Source organism: Pseudomonas sp. ML2-2023-3 (genome assembly GCF_037055275.1).
GTDB lineage: Bacteria > Pseudomonadota > Gammaproteobacteria > Pseudomonadales > Pseudomonadaceae > Aquipseudomonas.
Genome location: NZ_CP146343.1, coordinates 2,752,045 through 2,776,949, shown reverse-complemented (window position 1 = coordinate 2,776,949; position 24,905 = coordinate 2,752,045). Strand labels below are relative to the sequence as shown.

Sequence of the window (24,905 nt, the reverse complement as noted above, 5' to 3'; positions counted from 1 at the left end):
TTGCTCGCGACAGGTTCGCAAGGGCGTATCAGACAGACCTCATTGCCTGCATCGCGAGCAAGCCCGCTCCCACAAGGGTATAGAGGCACCTACCCCGGCATACAGGTGAAATCAGCCGTGTGCGCCACTTCCTTGCCATGCCCGTCCACCAGCCGTGCGCTGACTTCAGGCCCAAGGCTTGACTCGATCAGCTCGTAACGCTCACCGGCCCTGAACCCGGTGTAATTGACCTTGCCCTGGCAATCCACCTGATTCTCATCGCCCGTGGCGCCTTCGTACAACGTCACGTCCAGGCGGTGGGCGCCGGGGGTGACTTCAAAATAGCGTCCATCGTTGATGTTTTTACCGTCTACGCGCTCGGCCATCAGGTCACTGTTGCCCTCTTCTTTCAGGCCGATCCAGGCTTCGCCCGGGTCTTGTTTGGGCATGGGCCCCGCGCAGGCTGACAACAACAGCACCAGGCTCAGAGATGGAATCAACAACAGCGGTTTCAGGTTCATCGCAGGTACGCCTCGAAACAATGAGTAGGCCTCAAGCTTGAAGCGCACCGTGCACCGCGCCAAATGAATGAAAATGAAGGGATTTTCAGGCCATTCCTAAAGGATCCTTCACGTTGCTGAAAGCTGATCGTTAGGTGTGGGCGGTGAGACTGCCGAGGTTTGCAATTCCACTCCCCGGAGGTTCAGGCATGCTCGGGCTGGTAAAGACCGCACTGCACAAGCCCTACACGTTTATCGTGCTGGCGATTTTCATCTGCATCATCGGGCCGCTGGCGGCTGTACGCACCCCCACTGATGTGTTCCCTGACATTGGCATTCCGGTGGTCGCCGTGGTGTGGCAGTACACCGGCCTGGCACCGGCCGATATGGCAGGACGGGTGATTTACACCTACGAACGTTCGCTGAGTACCACCGTCAACGACATCGAACATATCGAGTCCCAGTCATTGCCCGGCATGGGCATCGTTAAAATCTTCTTTCAACCCGGTGTCGATATCCGTACGGCCAACGCGCAAGTGACCGCCGTGTCGCAAACCGTGCTCAAGCAAATGCCGCCGGGCATCACTCCCCCGCTGATCCTCAATTACAGCGCCTCCACGGTGCCGATCCTGCAACTGGCGTTCTCCAGCCCGACACTCTCGGAAGCCAGAATCCGCGACCTGGTGCAGAACAACATTCGCCTGCCACTCAGCGCCCTGCCCGGTCTGGCCATGCCGACGCCCATGGGCGGCAAGCAGCGTCAGATCACCCTCGACCTTGACCCCCAAGCGCTGGCGGCCAAAGGCCTGTCGGCACAGGACGTGGGCACGGCACTGGCGGCGCAAAACCAGATTATTCCCGTGGGCACGGCAAAGCTCGGCACCTATGAATACACGGTGCTGCTCAACAACAGCCCCAAGGCCATCGACGAACTCAATGACTTGCCCATCAAGACCGTCAATGGCGCGCTGATCACCATCGGCCAGGTGGCCCATGTGCGTGACGGCTCGCCGCCGCAAACCAATATCGTGCGTGTCGACGGTCATCGCGCCGTGCTGATGCCAGCGTTGAAGAACGGCACTATCTCTACCCTGTCCATCGTCGACGGCATTCGCGGGATGCTGCCGCGCATCAATGAAACCTTGCCGCCCTCCCTCAAGACCTCACTGCTGGGCGACGCCTCGGTGTTCGTCAAACAATCGGTGGGCAGCGTGGCCCAGGAAGGGATCATTGCCGCCTTGCTGACCAGCGCCATGATTTTGCTGTTTCTGGGCAGTTGGCGCTCCACCCTGATCATTGCCGTGTCGATCCCGCTGGCCGTGCTGTCGGCCATTGCCCTGCTGGCCATCAGCGGCCAAACCCTGAACGTCATGACCCTGGGCGGGCTGGCGTTGGCGGTGGGGATTCTGGTGGACGATGCAACCGTGACCATCGAAAACATCAACTGGCACCTTGAGCAAGGCAAGTCGGTGCGTGATGCGATTCTCGACGGTGCCAAACAGATTGTCGGCCCGGCCTTCGTGTCGCTGCTGTGTATCTGCATCGTGTTTGTGCCGATGTTCATGTTGCAGGGCATTGCCGGATACCTGTTCCGCCCCATGGCCTTGTCGGTGATTTTCGCCATGGGCAGCTCGTTCATTCTGTCGCGAACCCTGGTACCCACCCTGGCAATGTTTCTGCTCAAGCCACATGTGCCGGAGCAAGGTGCCGGGCATCACCCGGAAGACGGCTACATCAACCATCACGAAGGCGATCAACACACCCGCCAACACTCGGCGCCCGTGCGCGCGCTGCTGAATTTCCAGCTCGGGTTCGAGCGCCGTTTTTCGGCCGTTCGTGACGCCTACTTCGGGGTGTTGGAGCTGGCACTGGCCCATCGCAAACGCTTTCTGGCGGGTTTCATGACCTGCGTGCTGGTCTCGTTTGCGCTGCTGCCGAGTCTGGGCCAGGACTTTTTCCCGGCCACCGATGCCGGAGCCCTGGCCCTGCACGTGCGCTTGCCGCTGGGGACCAGAATTGAAGAAAGCGCCGCCGACTTCGATCGCATCGAATCGCGCATACGGGAAATCATCCCCGCCGATCAACTGGACACCATCATCGACAATATCGGGATTCCGTTGAGTGGCATCGATATGGCCTACAGCAGCAGCGGCACTATCGGCCCACAGGACGGCGATATTCAAGTCGCCCTGAAGGCAGATCACAGCCCCACCGCCGAGTACGTGAAACGCTTGCGTGACGTCCTGCCCGAGCGCTTCCCCGGCAGCCAGTTTGCGTTTATGCCTGCCGACATCAGCACCCAGATTCTCAACTTCGGCGCCCCTGCTCCTCTGGACGTGAAAATTTCCGGGCGTGATGACGCGGCCAACCGCGCCTATGCACTGGAACTGCAACGGCGCTTGCAGCATGTGCCGGGGATTGCGGACCTGCGGATTCAGCAATCGGTGGGCTACCCGTCGCTGCAAGTCAATGTGGATCGCCAGAGGGCCAATGGCCTGGGGATTACCGAGCGTGATGTGACCAACAGTATGGTGGCCTCCCTGGCGGGCAGCTCCCAGGTAGCTCCGACCTTCTGGCTCAATCCGCAGAACGGCGTGTCTTACGGCGTGGTTGCCGCCACGCCGCAATATCGCCTGGACAGCCTGCCCGCCCTTGAAGCCTTGCCGGTAACGGGCAGCAACGGCCAGTCTCAAATCCTCGGCGGGTTGGCGACCATCAGCCGGGTCGAGAGCCCGGCCGTGGTCACCCACTACAACATCCAGCCGACGCTGGACCTGTACGCCAACATTCAGGGCCGCGATCTGGGCGCGGTGGCAGCCGATGTGCAAAAGGTGATCGATGGCGCGTCCGACCTGCGGCCCAAAGGAGCAATTGTCAGCCTGCACGGGCAGATCGACGCCCTGCATGAAGCCTTCAGTGGCCTGAGCCTGGGCTTGCTGGGTGCGGTGGTGCTGATCTACCTGCTGATCGTGGTCAACTTCCAGTCGTGGGTCGATCCGTTCGTGATCATCACCGCCCTGCCCGCCGCCCTGGCCGGGATTGTGTGGATGCTCTTTCTCAGTGGCACCTCGTTATCGGTGCCCACCTTGACCGGGGCCATCTTGTGCATGGGTGTGGCCACGGCCAACTCGATTCTGGTGGTGAGCTTTTGCCGTGAACGCCTGGCCGAACATGGCGACGCCCTCAAGGCGGCACTCGAAGCGGGCTACACGCGCTTCAGACCGGTGTGCATGACCGCACTGGCGATGATGATCGGCATGCTCCCGCTGGCCTTGTCAGAAGAACAGAACGCCCCCCTCGGACGCGCCGTTATTGGCGGTCTGATGCTGGCCACCGTTGCCACCCTGCTGTTCGTGCCCGTGGTGTTCAGCCTGGTGCATGGCCGTGAAAAAAATAGCCCTGCTGCTGGAGAAACGCCCCATGTCGTCTGATCAAAAACCCTCGCGCAAGCGCTTGATGTACCTGGGTATCGGTGGCCTGACGCTGGCCGCCCTGCTGGTCGCCAATGGCCTGGCAGCACGTAGCCGCCATGAACACGCGGTGAGCCAATGGACCGAAGCGGCGGCCCTGCCGATTGTCAGCGTGTTTCAGCCCATGCCTAACGCCCACGGCGATACCCTGCGCCTGCCCGCGCACCTGGAAGCCTGGAGCAAGGCGCCCATTCATGCGCGGGTCAACGGCTACCTGAAAAGCTGGCAAACCGATATCGGCAGCAAGGTCAAAGAGGGTCAGATACTGGCCGTTATCGACAGCCCCGATCTTGATCAGCAACTGGCGCAAACCCGCGCTCACATGGTGCAGGAGCAAGCCAATGCCAGGCTCGCGGCCACCACTGATACACGCTGGCAAAACCTGCTGGCCAGTCATTCGGTGTCGCGCCAGGAGGCCGACGAAAAAAACTCCAACGCCGCCGCGGCCCACGCCAATGCCCAAGCCGCAGAAGCCGACTACGCACGCCTTTCAACGCTGGAAGCCTACAAGACCATACGCGCGCCCTTCGCCGGAACCATCACCGCGCGTCACACCGACATTGGCCAGTTGATCAAGGCCGATACCGACAGCGACACCGAGCTGTTTGACATAGCCGACACCCACCAACTGCGCCTCTATGTGCCGGTGCCACAGAACTACGCCAGCGTGATCCGCCCCGGCATGCAGGTGCAGCTCAGCGTGCCGGAGCATCCGGGGCACATGTTCAGCGCCCGCCTGATCGGCAACTCGACCTCGGTTGACCCGCGCTCGGGCACCCTCATGGCGCAGTTTGTGGCGCAAAACCCCGGCGACGCCCTGATGCCCGGGGACTACGCCGAAGCCACCCTGGCCATCCCGCCGGACACTCACGGCGTCAGCATTCCGGCCAGTGCGCTGATCTTTCGCGCCCAGGGCACCCAGGTCGCCGTGCTCGACAGCGCGCAGCATGTGCATTTGCAGAGCATCCATATCGGCCTCGACCTTGGGGAGCGGCTGGTGATCGATCAGGGCCTTGAAGCAGGTGATACCGTCATAGACAACCCACCCGATGCTTTGCGCGAAGGCGACAGGGTCAAACTGGCCGAAACAGGAGCCGACCATGCAACCAAGGCTTAAGCGCGCGGCCCTGCTGCTGGCCCTGGCGTTGCAGGGCTGCTCCCTGGCGCCCACCTACAACACCCCGACGCTGGACGTGCCCGCGCACTACCGCGAGCAAAGCAGTGACGGCCCGTGGCACAGCGCCCAACCTGCCGACCAGCTGTCACCGCAGTGGTGGCGGGTGTATCAGGATGAGCACCTGAACAGCCTGCAACAGCAGTTGCTCAAGGCCAACCCTGACCTGGCAGCGGCGCTGGCCCACTTCGATGCAGCGCAGGCTTATGCCAGCCAGTTACACGCCGGACTCTTCCCGCAAATAACAGCCAGCGGGCAACCGCTGCGCCAACGTCAATCGGACAACCGCCCCTTGCGCGGCACGACTCAACCGTCGGTCTATAACAGCAACACTGCAGGATTCGCGTTGAATTTCGACCTCGACCTGTGGGGGAAAATCCGCAATCAGGTGGTTGCTGGCGATGCCCAGGCACAAGCCTCGGCGGATGATCTGGCTGTCGCCCGTTTAAGCCTGCAGCGTCAGCTGACCAGCCTGTATGTTCAACTTGACGGACTGGACGCCCAGCGACGCATCCTGTCCAGCTCACTGGATGATTACAGCCAGGCCCTGCAACTGACCCGTACCCGATATCAGGGGCAAATAGCCTCCGAGCTGGACCTTACCCGCGCCCAGAGCCAGCTGGCCGAAGCCGAGGCCCAACTGGACGACATCCGTGCCCAGCGCAACCTGACCGAACACGCTATTGGTGAACTGATGGGCGAACCCGCCAGCAACTTCCAGCTGGCGGCCAGAGAGCAGATGCTGAACCTGCCTGATCAGCCGCGAACCCTGCCAAGTACCCTGCTGCAACGCCGCCCTGATATTGCCGCTGCGGAGCGCCGGGTGTTTGCCGCCAATGCGGCGATCGGCGTGGCAAAAGCGGCCTGGTATCCGGACTTCAGTTTGACCGGCCTGCTGGGCGGGCAAACCCAGGGCAGCGGCAATTTGCTGGCTGCCAGTAACCGTTTCTGGGCCTTGGGGCCGCTGATCAGCCTGCCTGTCTTTGACGGTGGCAGGCTCGAGGGCCAGGAGCGCCGGGCCAGGGCCGAATTTGAAGAAGCATCGGCCCACTACCGGGGGCAAGTGCTGCACGCGGTACGCGAAGTCGAAGACAACCTTGCCCAACTGCGCGACTTGCAACAGGAAAGCCTCGACGAGCAAGCCGCAGCAAATGCCGCCAAACACACCCAGGTGATTGCCACCAACAGCTATGAGGCCGGGGCGGTGAGTTATCTGGATGTGGTGACGGCACAAACGGCAGCGCTACAAGCCCAGCGCCAGGTGCAGTCGCTTCGCACCCGGCAGTTGCAGGCCAGCGTGGGATTGTTGACAGCGTTGGGGGGTGGTTGGAACGATCATTAACCCGTTATGAGCTCTGCAAATAAATCCCGGCCTGCTCCATTTCGCGAATACGGGCGTAATCCACCTCGATCTGGTTGAGGTCGGGATGAACCAGATACACAGTACCCGGCTGGCTGAACACATCCTTTGTACTCGCAATGTGCTGTCCATTAACGACGTAGAAAACCACCTCGTAAAACGACGCCAGTCCGGACAACTTTTCCATAAATGCTTCGTTGGTAAACAGGCCTTCTGAACGATTGATCAGGCTGACATTGTAGGTGTGCTTGAACCGTACATAGTCAGTGCCACACATCAGCAGCCGTTCAAATTCAAGGGGACGGGTGATCGACAGCGCGAACGCATTGATCTGCCCCATGCGGGTGGTTTGTGCACTGACTCCAGTTCTGAGGATCCCGTCTGTACGGGCGGCAATTTCAACCAGTTTCGGTCCTTCTGAGGTGTACATGACTTCAGCATGACTGGGCCCATTGAGAATACCGAGGCTCGTCACTACCTTGCGGGTGTAGGCCACGAGCTCTGCATAGGGCGCTACCGTGGCGTCGAGCAGTTGGTCGATGTCATACACAATGCTGCCGGTCTCCAGCACCCGTTTGGTGTACCTCACCACCTCAGTGATTAACTGATGCCCGCCTTGGGACACCATATTGATCACATACTCGGTGCCCGCCAGGTACTCCTGAAACAATACTTGGCTGTTCTCGATATTGAGCTTGTTGCGCGTGCCCAGCAGTTGGGTGAATGCACGTTCGCAAGCGGCGAGGTCATGGCAAATAAAAACCCCGTCCGCCCCTGCGCTCTCAAGGGGCTTGATCACGACCGGGAACGTGCCCCGAGCCTGAACCCAGTCTCTTCCCGCATTCCATGTATCAACCGCACACTGGGCTGGAGCGGGCAAACCAGCATCGGTAATGCACTGGATCATCTGAAACTTGTTTCTGCGCGCCAGGCTCCTGGAAAAGTCATTGGTGTATTCAAGCCCCAACTGCTCATTCAACTGGTCGGCCAGCAGCACCCCGCTTTCAGCCCCCGCGACAATGTAATCGGGGGCAAAATCCTTTATCGCCAACAGTGTGGAGCCATTGTCCGCGTGAGTCATGAACGCATGGTAAATACCAAACTCAAAACCTGCATAGTAATAATCATCAATGGTAGAGCTGGACGCCATATGGAATAAAAGACAACCCTGCGCATGGAGTTCTCTGGCCAGCAATTTACCCGAAGAAAAACCGTCAACCACAACGACCCTGATCATTTCAGACCTCGATTGTTTGCCTGTCGATTGAACAGCGTCAGCGAAGCCAAGAGCGTCACGATAATCCCAACCGCTGCAATGCTAGGCATCGAAAATGAAACGCGCGCATCCATAAATTGAAGCAGCAGGGTAAAAACCGGCAACGTCAGCAACACAAACGCCACATTGATTGCGCTGAGATGAAAGATGGTTTTTTGAATCAGATAGATGGGCAAAAGGTGACCGACAACGACCAGCACCAACATAGGCAACACCCACTCTACGGTGAGGCTGTACGACACATCACTTAACGTAACAAATAGACTGCAGATCACAACTATCAACACGTTCCTGACCGCCAGGATTTCGTAAACCTGCCAATGGTGCTTAAATAATTTTTTGGACACAATCGTATAAAGCACCGTGCCCAATGCACACAATACGACACTGATAATACCGATAACTCTTTGCTCGACTGACATGGATGAAATACCACTTTCCCCGAGAAATGAGTTGAAAAGCATGATAGCGACCGACAACAATACAAGGATGGCGATAATTATTTCTACACTACGAGCCCTGCCCATGCCTTTTATAAATGAAGAAACAATCAAGGTTAATGCCGGCCCACACGCCACTGATGCAACCCCAACGACTGCCGGCTCCAGAAAGCGTAATGCATAAAACAGGCCTCCCCAATTCAACAGCACCGAGATGTTTGCCACTACGATTAATGGCCAATGCTGTTGACACTTGATTAATAACGAGTGCCTGCCCCGCCACAGGCTACACCCAAGAAACACCAGCATGGATGAGACAAAGCAATATAAAATCACCACCAGAGTATCGAGAGTTTGCGTCACAAAGGCGACGTACACATCAAACGCAGCACTGATAAAACAGAATAACAACCCGAGCAGCACACCTGTTTTTATTGGATGCATAACCAATACCACTATGATAACTGGTTAACCGATATCAACCCAACACATTGACTCGATTTTCCATCAATGTGATCTTCATCAGTGTTTTAACTGTAATACCGGTCTTATCGAGCACATGACGACACCCCATATTTTGAACCTTTTCCACCGCACAAACTACGTCAACAACTTCAGCACCACTTTTCCTTACAGCATTTACCAGTGAAATGACGGCACCACCCGTACTTAGCGTATCATCAACAATAGCTACCTTATCGCCAGGCTCAATACCATTGAGATAGAGTTTTCCTTCATAATATTCGGAGCGAATATCCACACAGACATCATTCACTTCGTCAAGGCTGTATGAGTACCATCGCGCCATTGCCAAGGGAATACCCGTCAAAATGGATATCGCCGTTGCCAGCGGAGCACCTTTGTCCTCTTCCGTTACGATTTTATCGACACTCAGATCCATCAGCCTTATCACAGCATGAGCAACGTCCAAAAGTACCTTTGGACGCAAGGCGGGCAATTGATCCGTGAATTCATTTACCGTTATCAAAATACCCTTCGCACTCACAACTTTGGCGTTTTCGTATACTTCTTTAAGGAGCATCATTTTATCTCCACGTACTCAGGATACACTCCACCCCAACGACTTTTGTACTTCCAGGCATTATCAAAAAAAACAGTAACTATGTTTTTACCCTGATTTAATTGCGCAAGATGCTCGCACACTATCAGATTGGCTCCACAGGTGGGACCAATATCAAACTCATCTTCGACTACAAACGCTTTCATCCTATCCCAAGCAGCATCGCCTGCAACTACCACTACATCATCAATTAATTCAGTCACCGTATTGATGGACACCTCCCCTGCACCCAACCCCATTAAATTATGAGGACAGTGCTCGAATTCCAACCCTCGCCTGGCGGAATACAACGGTGCAGAACTGTCAACCTCAATGCCGACAGTCTTGATCATTGGGTAATCCCGCTTCAACACCTCAGCAATACCACAAAACGTCCCGCCCGTGCCGATTGAACAAATAAAATAATCGGGCGTCATAGAGACTCTATTCAAGGCACTGACAATTTCTTCACCACAGGCATGCCAAGCAAATTTGTTTAGCAACGTACTGGATTGATCTAGAAAGAACATATGCCCGTCAGAATGACGCTGGACATACTCCCGAGCAGCATCGGCAGCTCCGATTAAAAAAGTTTCTTTCGGCGTTTCAATAAAGCTTGCGCCATAAGCATGTATTTGATCCTTACGCTCCTGCGTCATCCCTTCAGGCATGAATATTTTAACCTTATACCCTTTCTCCCTACCTATCCAGGCAAGTGCGGCACCACCGTTCCCAGTGGAGCAATCAACAAGGGTCATACCTTTATGAATAGCCCCTTCACCTTCCAACACCGTGACAATATTTAAGTACGTCCTGTCCTTATGACTACCTGAGGGATTCATATGTTCACACTTGGCAAACAAGCGACCTCCGTTTAAGGCAAGCTTCGTTAGCTCCACCAGCGGTGTATTACCGATACTGGCCAAATTCATTTCAACCTCCGAGCACCTAGCAGAAGATCGATATAGAACATTCAAACCACAACCAATCATTACAATCAGCGCACCAAAACCTACCCCAGCACAATAATTAATACAATAATAAATATATAGAAACGCCCTACACCAGACTACACACCTAGCCTTAAGACACACTTAAATCACTGTTCAGACGAAATATTTAATCAAGAACATTTAGTTTAATTTTAAACACAGGAAACAATCCGTAAAACTTATTCATCAGCAATCAAAGTATTAATAGAGTGTTGGGCATAAATCGCCTCCTATCACTGAGTCGCCTCTAAGGAAGGTCTGAAGTAGTCAGCGATTTTTGATGCCCTCCTTGGTTGAGGTTCAAAAAACGCTGGCTTGGTCAGAAATCAGACCTTTCCTGTTCTTAACTCATCGTTTCACCCTTGAACAACGCCTTTTCAAGGCGCTTTTCCCGCATTACAGGCGCACCTCTCCCGCAGCCAGCAGCCGTTTTCGCATCATCCACAGGTTCGACAGGGCAAATAGCGTGGCCTGTTGCGCGGTGTTTTTCATCAGGCCGCGAAAGCGCACTTTCGTATAGCCAAACTGACGCTTGATGACCCGAAACGGATGTTCAACCTTGGCGCGTACTTGGGCCTTGGCGTATTCGATCTTGCGCCGCAGACTACCGATCAAACTCTGTTTTCCGTGCTTTTTGTAGCTGCTGGGCCGCGCCGCAATCGACCAGATCATCTTGCGATTCTGATGCTCAGGACGCTTGTCCACGCCGGTGTAACCGGCATCGCCAGACACGTAAGACTCCTCGCCATGCAGCAACTGATCGACCTGCGTCACGTCCGCCACATTGGCCGCCGTGCCCACCAGGCTATGCACTAAGCCGGATTCGGCATCAACGCCGATATGCGCTTTCATCCCGAAGAAATACTGATTTCCTTTCTTCGTCTGGTGCATTTCGGGATCGCGCTTACCGTCCTTGTTCTTGGTCGAACTTGGCGCATGAATGATCGTCGCATCGACCACCGTACCTTGGCGCAGCATCAAACCACGGTCGCCCAGATAGCCGTTGATGACCTGCAAAATCCCGCCGGCCAGCTCATGTTTTTCCAACAGACGTCGGAAGTTAAGGATCGTGGTTTCGTCAGGAATCCGATCCAGATGCAGCCCCGAAAACTGGCGCAAAATCGTCGTCTCGTAAAGTGCTTCTTCCATCGCCGGATCGCTGTAGCCGAACCAGTTCTGCATCAGATGAACCCGCAGCATGGCCATCAACGGATACGCCGGACGACCACCGTCGCCCTTCGGATAATGCGGCTCGATCAAGGCAATCAAACCCTTCCAGGGCACGACCTGATCCATCTCGATCAGGAAACGCTCGCGGCGGGTCTGCTTACGTTTGCCGGCGTACTCGGCATCGGCGAAGGACATCTGTTTCATCGGGGCTCAGCCGTTCAGTTCGTGTGAGGCGTGTATTTCACCAGAGATGGAAGTCTTTTTCAGAGTTTCCCTAAGGAAGGTCTGAAGTAGTCAGCGATTTTTGATGCCCTCCTTGGTTGAGGTTCAAAAAACGCTGGCTTGGTCAGAAATCAGACCTTTCCTGTTCTTAACTCATCGTTTCACCCTTGAACAACGCCTTTTCAAGGCGCTTTTCCCGCATTACAGGCGCACCTCTCCCGCAGCCAGCAGCCGTTTTCGCATCATCCACAGGTTCGACAGGGCAAATAGCGTGGCCTGTTGCGCGGTGTTTTTCATCAGGCCGCGAAAGCGCACTTTCGTATAGCCAAACTGACGCTTGATGACCCGAAACGGATGTTCAACCTTGGCGCGTACTTGGGCCTTGGCGTATTCGATCTTGCGCCGCAGACTACCGATCAAACTCTGTTTTCCGTGCTTTTTGTAGCTGCTGGGCCGCGCCGCAATCGACCAGATCATCTTGCGATTCTGATGCTCAGGACGCTTGTCCACGCCGGTGTAACCGGCATCGCCAGACACGTAAGACTCCTCGCCATGCAGCAACTGATCGACCTGCGTCACGTCCGCCACATTGGCCGCCGTGCCCACCAGGCTATGCACTAAGCCGGATTCGGCATCAACGCCGATATGCGCTTTCATCCCGAAGAAATACTGATTTCCTTTCTTCGTCTGGTGCATTTCGGGATCGCGCTTACCGTCCTTGTTCTTGGTCGAACTTGGCGCATGAATGATCGTCGCATCGACCACCGTACCTTGGCGCAGCATCAAACCACGGTCGCCCAGATAGCCGTTGATGACCTGCAAAATCCCGCCGGCCAGCTCATGTTTTTCCAACAGACGTCGGAAGTTAAGGATCGTGGTTTCGTCAGGAATCCGATCCAGATGCAGCCCCGAAAACTGGCGCAAAATCGTCGTCTCGTAAAGTGCTTCTTCCATCGCCGGATCGCTGTAGCCGAACCAGTTCTGCATCAGATGAACCCGCAGCATGGCCATCAACGGATACGCCGGACGACCACCGTCGCCCTTCGGATAATGCGGCTCGATCAAGGCAATCAAACCCTTCCAGGGCACGACCTGATCCATCTCGATCAGGAAACGCTCGCGGCGGGTCTGCTTACGTTTGCCGGCGTACTCGGCATCGGCGAAGGACATCTGTTTCATCGGGGCTCAGCCGTTCAGTTCGTGTGAGGCGTGTATTTCACCAGAGATGGAAGTCTTTTTCAGAGTTTCCCTAACAGAAACTGCCGAGCACACCCAAACAGTTGCCCTCAACCGGGTGATTGGGATCAGTCATCACCAAACCTGTAACCGCTGCCGCAGGGCCTTCGCTTTTGGTCAAGGAGAAGGGTTCTGCGCAACCCGTCGCAGCCTCGCTACGCTCCTGAGCGGCTACACAAGATGGCGCAGTAGATGCGCACCAAACAGGTCGGCCGCCTCGGCGGGATTTTGATCTACCCGCCCCTCGGGAGGCCGAGAGGAGGTGCTGCGTAGTGGGTCGACCGGCATGGATGCCGGGAGAGCCGTGTTGGGCCATGGATGGCCCGTCACGGCGGGCCCACGGAGCGGGGCCGGAACGAGGGAACCTGAGCGCAGCGAGGGCCGTACGCCAGGGCAAGGCCTTTTTGGTTCCTTTTGTGGCTGTTTGACAAATCGGCATAGGGGACGGCCATCTGGCCGCGCCCCTGCCACACCACCCGGCATGCGGGTCCGCACCGGGCGGTTCGAGAAGTTGAGGTCAGCAGAGTCGAGGTAGACCCAACCGGTCGGACCACGCCACCGTAAGCACTCCATGGATCAGACCGACACTGTTGTGCCAGAACCTGTGGCTGTTGCTGGCTATCGCCGCTGCCAAGTCAGGTCCTGCTCCAAGTTTGCGTAGCTCACGGTACGTCCTCCTTCCGGTTCTCCATTGTTTGAGCTGGATAGCCCTGAGTCGTCGGCGGATCCATTCATCGAACCGGTGCCAGAGGCGAGGCGTTTGCGATAAACCGAAGTACGCTTTCCAACCCAGCAGGTACAGTCTCAGACCTTCCACCACCTGCGACATGCTTCGTCCTCCATTACGAGAAGTCAGCTGACGGATGCGGCTTTTGAACGCCTGTAGCGCTTTGCTTGCCACCCAGCGTTTGACCTCGCCTTGAGCAGACAGCCAAAAGCCGTAGCCCAGAAACTTGCGGCCAAACGCACTGGCAATCGCACTCTTGCTCTCGTTCACTTGCAGTCTAAGTCGATCATAAAGGCGACGGAGCACTGCCATTACCCGTTGACCGGCCTTCAGGCTGCGTACGTAAACGTTCGCATCGTCCGCGTACCTGACGAAGCAATGGCCTCGTCGCTCCAGCTCCTTGTCCACCTCGTCCAGCAATACATTGGCCAGTAATGGTGAGAGTGGGCCGCCTTGCGGCGTCCCTCGTTTACTGGCTACCACTATGCCGTCGATCAACGTCCCGCTGTTCAGGTAGGCCCGGACCAGACGCAGAACGCCTCGGTCGGTTACCCTTCTGCTCAGTCGAGCGATCAACAGGTCATGATCAACGCGATCAAAGAACTGCTCCAGATCAACGTCCACCACAGTGTCCCGCCCCGAATCAATATATTGCTGCGCTGCCAATACCGCTTGATGAGCGCTGCGACCGGGACGAAAACCATAGCTATGATCACTGAATACCGGGTCCAACAGAGGCTGCAAAACTTGTAATAGCGCCTGTTGAATCAATCTGTCCGTCACCGTTGGGATGCCCAGCTTGCGCTCGCCTCCGTCGGGTTTGGGAATCAGAACTCTACGCACCGGACTTGGCCGGTACGTTCCCGCCAGCAACTGCGCCCGTATCACGGGCCAGGCCGTTAACAGATGCTCGACCGTCTCATCGATCCCAAGACCGTCGACGCCCGCAGCACCTTTATTTGACCGGACTCGCTTGAGCGCTAATTGCAGGTTTTCTCTGGTCAGGGCTTCTTGCAGAAGTCCTGACCCCATGTGGTTCGGGTCATGACGCGGACCGCCGGCTTCATCGCTGGACGCTTCGCGTCGGGTTTCACCCGTCGCAGCTCCGTCCCGCCCCGGTTTCCCGGGCATCTGATGCAAGGCCTGCTGTATCGCCATGGTGAACCTCACTCCTTCTCGTTTGGCCCTTCACTGCAACGCAGCTACTACGGCCTCTGCTGACTTCTCGCTCCGGCTTGCGCCGTCGCCCTTTCAGGCATGAGGCGAGATCTCCCCAGGTAAGAACGCCATCCTTCACCGCACAACCGCCGCATTTACATCCCCGGTGCTTTGGCCACAAGAGCTTCGCAGTCACTTGCCTGCTCGCCCTGACCAGAGATGCCTCAGATGCGGTTTGTGTACCTCGGCTCGCGGTTTATGCTCCACGCTTCCTTCCCACACTTGGTCACCCTCATGCAGTTGCGCTTCGCTTCATTCGCTGTGGCCAGCTCAAGAGAGGACTTTCACCTCTAGGATGGCGCCCATGCTGGGCGCACAAGGGCCTCGCCGTAAGGGCGAAACCATCATTTCAGTTAACCGCGAATGCCGGATATGTACCCCGTGTGCCAGTTGTTTTGCGATGCCCCACACCTATGCCGAGTACATATCCATTCGATGTGTCACGACTTTCTACGGGGTTCGCCCTTACGGCGAAGCACTTGTTCCAGACGCGAAAATGCACCCAAAAAGGCTTGCCCCTCGAAGATTGCGCACCGAGGCGGCCGACCGGCCTGGTGGGTGCTACTCGCGATCCGTAGCAGCTGACGACGAAACCAAGCCGCTGCGACAAGGGCCGCAGGGCCTTCTCTTTTGGTCAAGGAAAAGGGTTGCTGCGCAACCCGTCGCAGCCTCGCTACGCTCCTCAGCGACTACAAAAAACTATTTGTTCGAAGCCGCCAACATGGCTTTAAGCAGGACCGCGCACCCCGCTGCCAGATCCCCGGGGTCGGCGTTTTCGATTTCGTTGTGGCTGATGCCACCTTCGCATGGCACAAAAATCATGCCCGCTGGCCCAAGTTCGGCAAGGAATATGGCGTCATGCCCTGCCCCACTGACAATATCCATGTTGGACAAGCCCAGTTCGTTGGCCGCCTCACGCACGGCGTTGACGCAATCAGGGTTGAAGTACAGCGGCGGGAAATCCGCCGTAGGGGTGAGCTCGAAGCTCAGGCCATGTTGCTGGCACGTGGCTTCAATCACCCCGCGAACCTGTTCAATCATCGAGTCCAGTCGCTCAGGCAGCAGATGCCTGAAGTCCAGGGTCATGCGCACTTCTCCGGGGATCACGTTTCGCGATCCCGGGTATGCCTGCAGGCAGCCTACCGTGCCGCAGGCGTGGGGTTGATGGCCAAGAGCGGCGTGATTGACCGCTGCAACCACGGCAGCCGCACCGACCAGTGCGTCTTTACGCAAGTGCATGGGGGTCGGCCCGGCGTGGGCCTCGACGCCGCGCAGGTTGAGGTCGAACCATTTCTGCCCCAGGGCGCCCAGCACTACACCAATGGTTTTGCGCTCGTCCTCAAGAATCGGACCCTGCTCGATATGGGCTTCGAAGTAAGCCCCCACCGGATGACCGCTGACTTTGCGGCTGCCCGCATAACCAATGGCAGTCAAGGCTTCGCCGACGGTCACTCCCTGGGCATCGGTTTTGGCCAGGGTTTCTTCAAGGGTGAATTTCTCTGCAAAGACCCCCGAACCCATCATGCACGGCGCAAAACGCGAGCCTTCTTCGTTGGTCCAGACCACGACCTCCAAGGGGGCCTGGGTCTGGATATTGAGGTCGTTGAGCGTTCGCATCACTTCTACCCCGGCAAGTACGCCGAAGCAGCCGTCGAACTTGCCACCCGTGGGTTGGGTGTCGATATGGCTGCCGGTCATCACGGGCGGCAAGTCGGGATTGAGGCCGGGGCGGCGGGCAAAAATATTGCCCACCCCATCCACGCTGACGGTGCAGCCCGCGTCTTCGCACCAGCGAACGAACAGGTCACGTGCCTGACGGTCCAGGTCAGTCAGGGCCAGGCGACACACGCCGCCTTTTACCGTAGCGCCAAGCTGTGCCATTTCCATCAGCGAAGCCCACAGGCGGTCGCCGTTGATCGATTGCAAGGGTTGCTGCTGAAGGTCGTGCGATGCGTTCATGGTGTTTTCCCCAGGCAGTTTTATAAGAGTCGTTTTTAAACCGTGCCTTTGACGGTCTCTGTTTGCTGGCTGCCCAAGCGATGCAGCCCGTAATAAATGCCGGCGCCGAGCAATGACCCGGTGAACCAGCCAAAGTCGTAGAACCAGCTGAAGGCGCTGCTACCCAACGACAGCAAGGTCAGCACCACCGGCACGCCAAACGCGATAAAGCCGTTCCAGTGCCACGCCGGGTACACCCCGTCCTGGTAAAGCCCTGCAAGATCGAGTTTTTGCCGACGGATAATGAAATAGTCGACCACCATGATCCCGGCAATCGGCCCCAGCAGGCTGGAGTAGCCCAGCAGCCAGTTGGAGTACACGGTTTCCAGGCTCACATCCGACACCAGCAAACCCAGTTTTTTGAGCAGTTCGTGGGCCATCAGCGCAAGCCCCACGAGGCCGGTCAGCATCACCGCCTTGGTGCGGTTGATCAGCTTGGGCGCTATGTTCTGGAAGTCATTGGTAGGCGACACGATGTTGGCGGCGGTATTGGTCGACAGGGTTGCGATGATGATCAGCGCCATCGCCAGCGCCACCCAGCCCGGGCTTTGAATATGACCGATCAGGCTGACCGGATCGGACACCGTGACACCCACCAGTTTTTCCGACGCGGCGGTCATCACCACACCCAGGGCCGCAAACAGGAACATGGTCAGCGGCAGGCCAAAAATCTGCCCCTGTATCTGGTCCTTCTGGCTTTTTGCGTAGCGGCTGAAGTCAGGAATGTTCAGGGACAAGGTGGCCCAGAATCCGACCATCGCGGTCAAACCGGCAAAGAAGTAGCCATACACGCTGGCGCCTTCGGGACGCTTGGGTGGCTGGGCCAGCAGTTCGGTCATCGACACATTGGGCAATGCCCACACCAGGAGGCCCAGGCCGACCAGTACCAGCAAGGGAGCAGACAGGGTTTCAAGCCATTTGATCGACTCGGCACCGCGCAATACCACCCACAGGTTCAGTGCCCAGAACACCATAAAGCCGATGACTTCTCCGGTGCCGCCCAGGCTTTTCCAGCCCTCGAACACAGAGCCCAGAAACAGGTGAATCGCCAGGCCGCCAAACAGCGTCTGGATACCGAACCAGCCGCAGGCCACCAGGGCACGGATCAGGCAGGGGACGTTTGAGCCGATGATGCCGAAGGAAGACCGCAGTAAAACAGGAAAGGGAATGCCGTACTTGGTGCCCGCAAACGCGTTGAGGGTCAGCGGGATCAGCACCACGATATTGGCCAGCAAAATCGCCAGCAGCGCCTCGCCGACCGAAAGTCCGAAGTAGGCGGTCAGTACCCCGCCCAAGGTGTAAGTGGGTACACAAATGGACATACCGACCCACAAGGCCGTGATATGCCATTTGTTCCAGGTGCGTTCGTGAACTTTGGTGGGGGCAATATCGTGGTTGTACCGGGGGCTATCGAGGACCTCAGGACCAGCGTCCAATTCGTACAAACCGTTACGTTCGGTGACTCGGGATCTGCTCGGTTGCATATTCGATCACTCTCTTGTTGTGGTGCTCTTGGTTGCGCTTTGAGGCCCTGCGTTTAGACGCAGAGCGGCTCCCTTGCCTGGACACTGCTGTATGGATCGGCCCGTCCGGTTGTGGCAGCGACAATCAAGAACTGTGCCGTGTTACTTGCCTCGCCCCCGCACACTGGCTGTTACTACTTGCAACGCCCTGGTTTAAAGCTGTTTTAAATAACGAACCGAATGACTCTCATTCCTATTGGGGGCGTTCACCGCTCACTTACTGTTTTTTGATATAGCAAAACGAAACAACACGGTGCACGCTTATTTATTTTTATTGCGTTACCTCCTCTCCCCTACAGGCTCAAGCGCCTGATTTAGCATAAGAAACTTCGCCTATATTTGAATCCTGTCAAGTGCGTCAAAATGGTGAGGCCGTGCCACATTTTGGTGATGTTTAAATAATTTATATATAAATCAATTAGTTACACTAATAACAACTCAACAAAAATAAAGTTTGATCATTTTTCAACAACCCTCTAGATTTCATTCCTGACACCAGTGACAGGAACCAACCTGTGCGCTAACTTTAATAACAACATTTAGAACCGGTTATAGCCGGTCAGCCTGCGAGGAACTCGGTATGTCACTGTTAATCCGTGGCGCTACGCTTGTGACCCATGATGAAAGTTATTGTGCTGATGTTTATTGTGCGGACGGTCTGGTCCGAGCGATTGGTACTGATCTTGATGTTCCGCCCGGCTGCGAAGTTCTCGATGGCAGCGGTCAATATTTAATACCCGGCGGAATTGATCCGCACACTCATATGCAACTCCCCTTTATGGGCACCGTGGCCAGCGAAGACTTTTTCAGTGGTACGGCCGCCGGTTTGGCGGGTGGCACAACTTCCATTATCGATTTCGTCATTCCCAATCCTCAGCAGTCCTTGCTGGAGGCTTTTCATCAATGGCGCGGCTGGGCCGAGAAGTCGGCGTCGGACTATGGTTTTCATGTCGCCATCACCTGGTGGAGCGAACAGGTCCGAGAGGAAATGGCCGAGTTGGTCAGCCAGCATGGCATCAACAGCTTCAAACACTTCATGGCTTACAAAAACGCGATCATGGCCGCTGATGACACCCTGGTGGCGAGTTTCGAGCGCTGCCTGGAACTGGGCGCTGTACCCACAGTGCATGCCGAAAACGGCGAACTGGTGTACCACCTGCAACGCAAGCTCATGGCCCAGGGCATGACGGGGCCGGAAGCTCATCCGCTTTCACGCCCTTCCCAGGTTGAGGGCGAGGCTGCAAGCCGGGCAATCCGCATCGCCCAGACCATTGGCACACCGTTGTATCTGGTGCATGTGTCGACCCGTGAAGCACTGGATGAAATCACCTACGCCCGCAGTCAGGGGCAGCCGGTGTATGGCGAAGTGCTGGCCGGTCACCTGCTGCTCGATGACAGCGTGTATCAACATCCGGACTGGCAAACAGCCGCCGGTTACGTGATGAGCCCGCCCTTCCGTCCGCGCGGGCATCAGGAGGCGCTCTGGCATGGTCTGCAGTCGGGCAATCTGCACACCACAGCCACTGACCATTGCTGCTTCTGTGCCGAGCAAAAAGCCGCCGGGCGCGACGATTTCAGCAAGATCCCCAACGGAACCGCAGGCATCGAAGACCGCATGGCAGTGCTCTGGGATGAGGGCGTGAATACGGGACGCCTGTCGATGCAGGAGTTCGTCGCACTGACCTCTACCAACACTGCCAAAATATTCAATCTGTACCCGCGCAAAGGCACGATCCGGGTCGGCGCCGATGCCGATCTGGTGCTATGGGACCCGACAGGGACACGCACCATCAGCGCCAAGACCCACCATCAAAAAGTCGATTTCAATATTTTTGAAGGCAAGACCGTGCGTGGTGTCCCCAGCCACACCATCAGCCAGGGCCGTGTGGTGTGGGCCGATGGCGATCTGCGGGCAGAACGCGGTGCAGGCCGTTATATCGAACGCCCGGCCTATCCAGCCGTGTTCGATTTGCTGAAAAAGCGCGCTGAGCATCAACAGCCCGTGGCCGTTAAACGCTGAGTTGCAAACCACTGCCCGACAGAGGCAGGACGCCCCCCACAACCGTGAGGCAATCACCGTGATCAAGTCCCTGAATCATTTACCGCACCCCCATGAAAATGCGCAGGTGCTGGCGAGTCACTTTACCGATCTGGCGCCCCCCCTGAGTGCCCGCCAAGCCATACTGGAGAGCTCGCGCTGCCTGTATTGCTACGACGCACCCTGTGTCAATGCGTGCCCCAGCGACATCGATATCCCGTCGTTTATTCGCAACATCCAGCAGGAAAACGTCCAGGGTGCTGCGCAGAAGATTCTCTCGGCCAACATCCTCGGCGGCAGTTGTGCCCGGGTTTGCCCTACCGAGGTGCTGTGCCAGCAAGCCTGCGTGCGCAATAACAGCCAGGAATGCGCCCCGGTGCTGATCGGTTTGTTACAGCGTTATGCGGTCGACAACGGGCAGTTCAGCGAGCACCCCTTCACGCGGGCTGCACCCACGGGCAAGCGCATCGCCGTGGTCGGTGCAGGCCCAGCCGGTCTGGCCTGCGCCCATCGCCTGGCGCTGCACGGCCATGAGGTGGTGATTTTCGAAGCTCGGGAAAAATCCGGCGGGCTCAATGAGTACGGGATTGCCAAGTACAAACTGGTGGATGACTTCGCCCAGCGCGAAGTGGAATTCGTCTTGCAGATCGGCGGCATCGAGGTGCGCCACGGTCAGCGCCTGGGCGACAACCTGACCTTGAGCGAACTGCATCAGCAATTTGATTCGGTGTTTCTGGGGTTGGGCCTGGCCGCCAGCCGGTTGCTCGGCCTGCCCAACGAAGATGCACCTGGACTGCTGGCCGCCACTGACTACATCCGCGAGCTGCGCCAAAGCGATGACCTGACCCAACTCCCCCTGGCCGAACGTTGCATTGTGCTGGGCGCGGGCAATACCGCGATCGACATGGCCGTGCAGATGGCCCGCCTGGGTGCCCGCGAGGTCAGTCTGGTGTATCGCCGGGGGCTCGAAGACATGGGCGCCACCGGGCACGAACAGGACATTGCCAAGGCCAATCAAGTGCGACTGATGACCTGGGCCCAACCACAAGAGGTGTTGCTGGATGAGCAGGGCCGCGTACGCGGTATGCGCCTTGCCCGCACCCGCCTCGAGGAAGGGCGCCTGGTGAGTACCGGTGAAAGCTTCGAACTGGCGGCTGACGCGGTGTTCAAGGCTATCGGCCAGACCTTTGATGATGGGGCCCTGGGCGATCCCCTGGCGCAGAAGCTTAAACGGGTGGGCGACCGGATTGAGGTGGACGAGCACCTGCGCACCAGCATTCCCGGAGTCTATGCCGGGGGCGATTGCACCTCCCTGGGGCAGGACCTGACCGTACAGGCCGTGCAACACGGCAAGCTGGCCGCAGAAGCCATGCATGCCCAACTCATGCTTGATCAGGAGGCTGCGTAAATGGCCGATCTCTCGATTGTTTTCGCCGGTATCAAAGCGCCCAACCCTTTTTGGCTGGCGTCTGCGCCACCCACCGACAAGGCCTACAACGTAGTGCGCGCCTATGAGGCCGGCTGGGGTGGGGTGGTCTGGAAAACCCTGGGGGAAGACCCGGCGGCGGTCAACGTATCGTCGCGCTACTCGGCGCATTTCGGGCCTAACCGTGAAGTCATGGGCATCAACAATATCGAGTTGATCACCGACCGCTCCCTCGAAATCAACTTGCGGGAAATCACTCAGGTCAAAAAGGACTGGCCGGACCGTGCCTTGATCGTGTCCCTGATGGTGCCCTGCGAAGAGGCGTCATGGAAGTTCATCCTGCCGCTGGTGGAAGCCACGGGGGCCGATGGTATTGAGCTGAATTTCGGCTGCCCCCACGGCATGCCGGAGCGCGGCATGGGCGCGGCGGTGGGCCAGGTTCCCGAGTACGTAGAAATGGTCACGCGCTGGTGCAAGACCTATTGCTCGCTGCCGGTCATCGTCAAGCTGACGCCCAACATTACCGACGTGCGCCTCAGCGCCCGCGCAGCCCATCGCGGTGGTGCCGATGCGGTGTCGTTGATCAACACCATCAACTCGATCACCAGCGTCGACCTGGAGCGTATGGTCGCCTTGCCGATGGTGGGCAACCAAAGCACACACGGGGGTTATTGCGGTTCGGCGGTCAAGCCGATTGCTCTGAATATGGTGGCAGAAATTGCTCGCGACCCGCTGACCAAGGGCTTGCCTATTTGTGGGATCGGCGGCATTGGCAGTTGGCGTGATGCAGCAGAGTTTATTGCTCTGGGCTGTGGGGCGGTTCAAGTCTGTACTGCGGCAATGCTCCACGGTTTTCGGATTGTGGACGAGATGAAAGATGGTTTGTCGCGCTGGATGGACAGCCAAGGCTACACAAGCCTGGACGATTTCTCTGGACGCGCTGTAGGCAATACCACCGACTGGAAGTATCTGGACATAAATTATCAGGTCATTGCCAAAATCGATCAGGACGCCTGTATCGGCTGCGGGCGCTGCCATATTGCGTGCGAAGACACCTCGCACCAGGCCATCGCCAGCTTGAAACAGCCTGACGGGACACACCGTTATGAAGTGATCGAGGATGAGTGCGTAGGCTGCAACCTGTGTCAGATCACCTGCCCGGTCGAGGCATGTATCGAGATGGTCCAGCACAACAACGGCCTGCCGTTTCTGGACTGGAACCATGACCCGCGTAACCCGTACTGCGTGGCTTCATAGTTAGCTCGTAGTCGCTGCCGAGGCACGAAGGCTGCGAGCTCTTGTCTTGCAAAAGGCTCGCAGCCTTCGTGCCTCGGCAGCGACTACGAACCAGGTGTTTCAAGGCTCCAGCCCGATCCCCCTAAGGATCACGCTGGTAACGGTCTGCAGCGCCCGCTCAAACTGAATGTCGGACAATGGCTGGTGATCGTTGATGATCATCACTTGATGGTCGAAGTCGGCGTAATGCTGGGTGGAAGCCCAGATCATGTACAGCAGGCTGGACGGTTCCACAGGCAGGATTCGCTTGTCCTGCACCCATTGACGGATTTTGGCTTCTTTCATCTTCGCCCAGTCATACAGACTGGCATCCAGCGCCAGGCCCAGAGTCGGAGCACCGTGGATCATTTCATTGGCCCAGACCTTCGAGCCATGGGGCCGTGTGCGCGAGTGGTTCATTTTGGCGCGGATATAGCTGCTGAGCACAAGCCGAGGGTCGTCGTAGGTTTCAAAACACAGCGCATCCTGCTTCCACACCTCGAGCAACCCCAGCAATACGGCACTGTAGAGCTCGGTTTTAGTACTGAAGTAGTAGTGCAGGTTTGAGCGTGGCAGCTGGACTTGCGCCGCGATGTCCGCCATTGCCGTTCCGGCAAATCCTTTTTCGGCAAAAATCTTTTCGGCCCCGAGGAGGATTTTTTCGACATTGCTACGCCGAATTTCGATCTTGTGATTGCTCATGCCTGGTGCCCTTGCCGTCGTGCTTCTTTGATGTACGCCGAATGAGCAAATATTTCCTGCACAAAGCGTCGAATAACGCCTACGGCAGCTACGCTTAGGCGAATACGCGACGCTGAACCCGTTTATTGGGCAGCGGGCAACTCGATCACATTGGTTTCAATACCGTCGAGTTTGGGCTTGAGTTTCATTTTTTCCTGGGCTTCAAGTGCTTGAGCCTCAGAAGTAAACGGCCCGATGAGGAAGTGCTGAACACCGCCATTCTCGAAAATGTAAGGAGTAAAACCGTTGTCAAGAAGCCTTCCAGTGGTGTCGGGAATTGTCGCTCTCTGGCCTTCAGTGATCTCGAGCGCCCATTGCGCAACAGGCGCCTGGACCACTGTTGCTTCAGAAGCTGCTTTAGCCCGCTGGATTTTATCGTTAGACTCCTGACCGCAAGCCGTCAAGGCCAATATTGCTGTCATCACGATGACTTTACGCACTGCGTTTCCCCTGTCTGTTTGAATGGGTAGATTTTATCACTGGGACAGCGGCCTTTGCTCTCCTTGAACAAATCCAAAACGCCCCAATTTATGGTACATGCGCAAGAATTTTCCCCTTATAGGGAATCAAACATCTGGCCATGTCGTCTGTAATGAGCGGCGCATTTATACGCACTAAGCAGTATTCTGTAGTCATGACCGAAGCCGCACCGTCTCAGAGACGGGCCTTACAAAGCCATCAAGGAGAAAAAAATGCTGATACTCACCCGTAAAGTTGGTGAAAGCATAAACATCGGTGACGATATTACGATCACTATTTTAGGTGTCAGCGGACAACAGGTCAGAATCGGCATCAACGCGCCGAAAGATGTGGCCGTTCACCGTGAAGAAATTTACCAACGTATCCAGGCTGGATTGAATGCCCCTGAAAAGAACGATCAGCCGTAAGCCTGTGAGGTTTCAGCCCTAGGCTTGAGTGTCAGGGCTGCTCAGCCAGCCCTCCTCAAATCATCCGATACGTGCGCCTGCCAAAGCATCACCCCTCTTCCCTGCAGACCTCTCTCATTGCCAAGAGATATGTCCTGTCGACTTGACCGTTTCAAGGTTAGCGACCACGCTCACTCCTCGCAGAAGGCTCACA

At 56.8% G+C, this 24,905-nt stretch carries 19 protein-coding genes; 7 read left to right on the top strand and 12 right to left on the bottom strand.

All coding sequences use genetic code 11. The annotated features are described in order from the left end of the window. Positions 1-89: 89 nt before the first annotated feature. Positions 90-500, bottom strand: a complete 411-nt coding sequence (locus V6P94_RS12925) for a hypothetical protein (protein ID WP_133078229.1) — start codon at positions 498-500, stop codon at positions 90-92. 188 nt (positions 501-688) lie between these two features. Here V6P94_RS12925 and V6P94_RS12920 point away from each other — a divergent pair, with 188 nt between their 5' ends. From V6P94_RS12920 to V6P94_RS12910, 3 genes are read left to right on the top strand one after another with little or no spacing between them, the layout of a single operon-like run. Beyond that, the gene (locus V6P94_RS12920; RefSeq protein ID WP_338646801.1) at positions 689-3,910 is read left to right on the top strand and encodes an efflux RND transporter permease subunit; all 3,222 of its coding nucleotides are present in this window, start codon (positions 689-691) and stop codon (positions 3,908-3,910) included. After that, positions 3,900-5,066, top strand: coding sequence for an efflux RND transporter periplasmic adaptor subunit (locus V6P94_RS12915; RefSeq protein WP_133078227.1), 1,167 nt, complete (start codon positions 3,900-3,902; stop codon positions 5,064-5,066). The genes V6P94_RS12920 and V6P94_RS12915 overlap by 11 nt, the downstream gene beginning before the upstream one ends. Further along, positions 5,050-6,465, top strand: a complete 1,416-nt coding sequence (locus tag V6P94_RS12910) for an efflux transporter outer membrane subunit (RefSeq protein WP_133078226.1) — start codon at positions 5,050-5,052, stop codon at positions 6,463-6,465. Before V6P94_RS12915 ends, V6P94_RS12910 begins: the two co-directional genes overlap by 17 nt. A 4-nt stretch (positions 6,466-6,469) precedes the next feature. Here V6P94_RS12910 and V6P94_RS12905 read toward each other — a convergent pair whose 3' ends face one another. The 9 genes from V6P94_RS12905 to V6P94_RS12865 form a co-directional block, all read right to left on the bottom strand. Next, complete coding sequence (locus V6P94_RS12905) at positions 6,470-7,705, bottom strand: ATP-grasp domain-containing protein (protein ID WP_338646797.1); 1,236 nt, start codon at positions 7,703-7,705, stop codon at positions 6,470-6,472. A gap of 11 nt (positions 7,706-7,716) precedes the next feature. Continuing rightward, positions 7,717-8,643, bottom strand: a complete 927-nt coding sequence (locus tag V6P94_RS12900; RefSeq protein ID WP_338646795.1) for a DMT family transporter — start codon at positions 8,641-8,643, stop codon at positions 7,717-7,719. A 34-nt stretch (positions 8,644-8,677) separates the two neighbouring features. Further along, positions 8,678-9,244, bottom strand: coding sequence for a phosphoribosyltransferase family protein (locus V6P94_RS12895; RefSeq protein ID WP_338646793.1), 567 nt, complete (start codon positions 9,242-9,244; stop codon positions 8,678-8,680). Beyond that, positions 9,241-10,191, bottom strand: a complete 951-nt coding sequence (locus V6P94_RS12890; RefSeq protein ID WP_133078223.1) for a pyridoxal-phosphate dependent enzyme — start codon at positions 10,189-10,191, stop codon at positions 9,241-9,243. The genes V6P94_RS12895 and V6P94_RS12890 overlap by 4 nt, the downstream gene beginning before the upstream one ends. 456 nt (positions 10,192-10,647) lie before the next feature. Then, positions 10,648-11,625 carry an IS5 family transposase gene (locus tag V6P94_RS12885; protein WP_338646790.1) on the bottom strand — a complete coding sequence of 326 codons (978 nt, stop codon included), beginning with the start codon at positions 11,623-11,625 and terminating at the stop codon, positions 10,648-10,650. 219 nt (positions 11,626-11,844) lie between these two features. Then, entirely contained in the window at positions 11,845-12,822 is a 978-nt protein-coding gene (locus V6P94_RS12880; protein WP_338646790.1) for an IS5 family transposase, read from the bottom strand. Positions 12,823-13,396: 574 nt separating this feature from the next. Further along, positions 13,397-14,764, bottom strand: a complete 1,368-nt coding sequence (ltrA, locus tag V6P94_RS12875; RefSeq protein WP_326397458.1) for a group II intron reverse transcriptase/maturase — start codon at positions 14,762-14,764, stop codon at positions 13,397-13,399. Between the two features lie 759 nt (positions 14,765-15,523). Next, positions 15,524-16,783, bottom strand: a complete 1,260-nt coding sequence (locus V6P94_RS12870; RefSeq protein WP_133078221.1) for a Zn-dependent hydrolase — start codon at positions 16,781-16,783, stop codon at positions 15,524-15,526. Between the two features lie 35 nt (positions 16,784-16,818). Beyond that, entirely contained in the window at positions 16,819-18,306 is a 1,488-nt protein-coding gene (locus V6P94_RS12865) for an NCS1 family nucleobase:cation symporter-1 (protein WP_133078220.1), read from the bottom strand. A gap of 619 nt (positions 18,307-18,925) precedes the next feature. On the opposite strand from V6P94_RS12865, the gene hydA reads away from it, so the two are divergent. The 3 genes from hydA to preA are packed head-to-tail and all read left to right on the top strand — an operon-like array spanning position 18,926 to position 23,066. Next, positions 18,926-20,365 (top strand): dihydropyrimidinase, encoded by a 1,440-nt coding sequence (gene hydA / locus V6P94_RS12860; RefSeq protein ID WP_133078219.1) that lies wholly within the window; start codon positions 18,926-18,928, stop codon positions 20,363-20,365. Positions 20,366-20,423: 58 nt separating this feature from the next. Then, positions 20,424-21,791, top strand: a complete 1,368-nt coding sequence (locus V6P94_RS12855; RefSeq protein WP_338646776.1) for an NAD(P)-dependent oxidoreductase — start codon at positions 20,424-20,426, stop codon at positions 21,789-21,791. Further along, complete coding sequence (preA, locus tag V6P94_RS12850) at positions 21,792-23,066, top strand: NAD-dependent dihydropyrimidine dehydrogenase subunit PreA (protein ID WP_133078217.1); 1,275 nt, start codon at positions 21,792-21,794, stop codon at positions 23,064-23,066. A 99-nt stretch (positions 23,067-23,165) separates the two neighbouring features. Here the strand turns inward: preA and V6P94_RS12845 are convergent, their stop codons facing one another. Beyond that, positions 23,166-23,786: a TetR/AcrR family transcriptional regulator gene (locus V6P94_RS12845; protein WP_133078216.1), complete on the bottom strand. Its 621-nt coding sequence runs from the start codon at positions 23,784-23,786 to the stop codon at positions 23,166-23,168. Between the two features lie 122 nt (positions 23,787-23,908). Then, positions 23,909-24,265 carry a hypothetical protein gene (locus tag V6P94_RS12840; RefSeq protein ID WP_133078215.1) on the bottom strand — a complete coding sequence of 119 codons (357 nt, stop codon included), beginning with the start codon at positions 24,263-24,265 and terminating at the stop codon, positions 23,909-23,911. A gap of 252 nt (positions 24,266-24,517) precedes the next feature. Here V6P94_RS12840 and csrA point away from each other — a divergent pair, with 252 nt between their 5' ends. Further along, positions 24,518-24,712: a carbon storage regulator CsrA gene (gene csrA / locus V6P94_RS12835; protein WP_019828915.1), complete on the top strand. Its 195-nt coding sequence runs from the start codon at positions 24,518-24,520 to the stop codon at positions 24,710-24,712. Positions 24,713-24,905 lie beyond the last annotated feature (193 nt).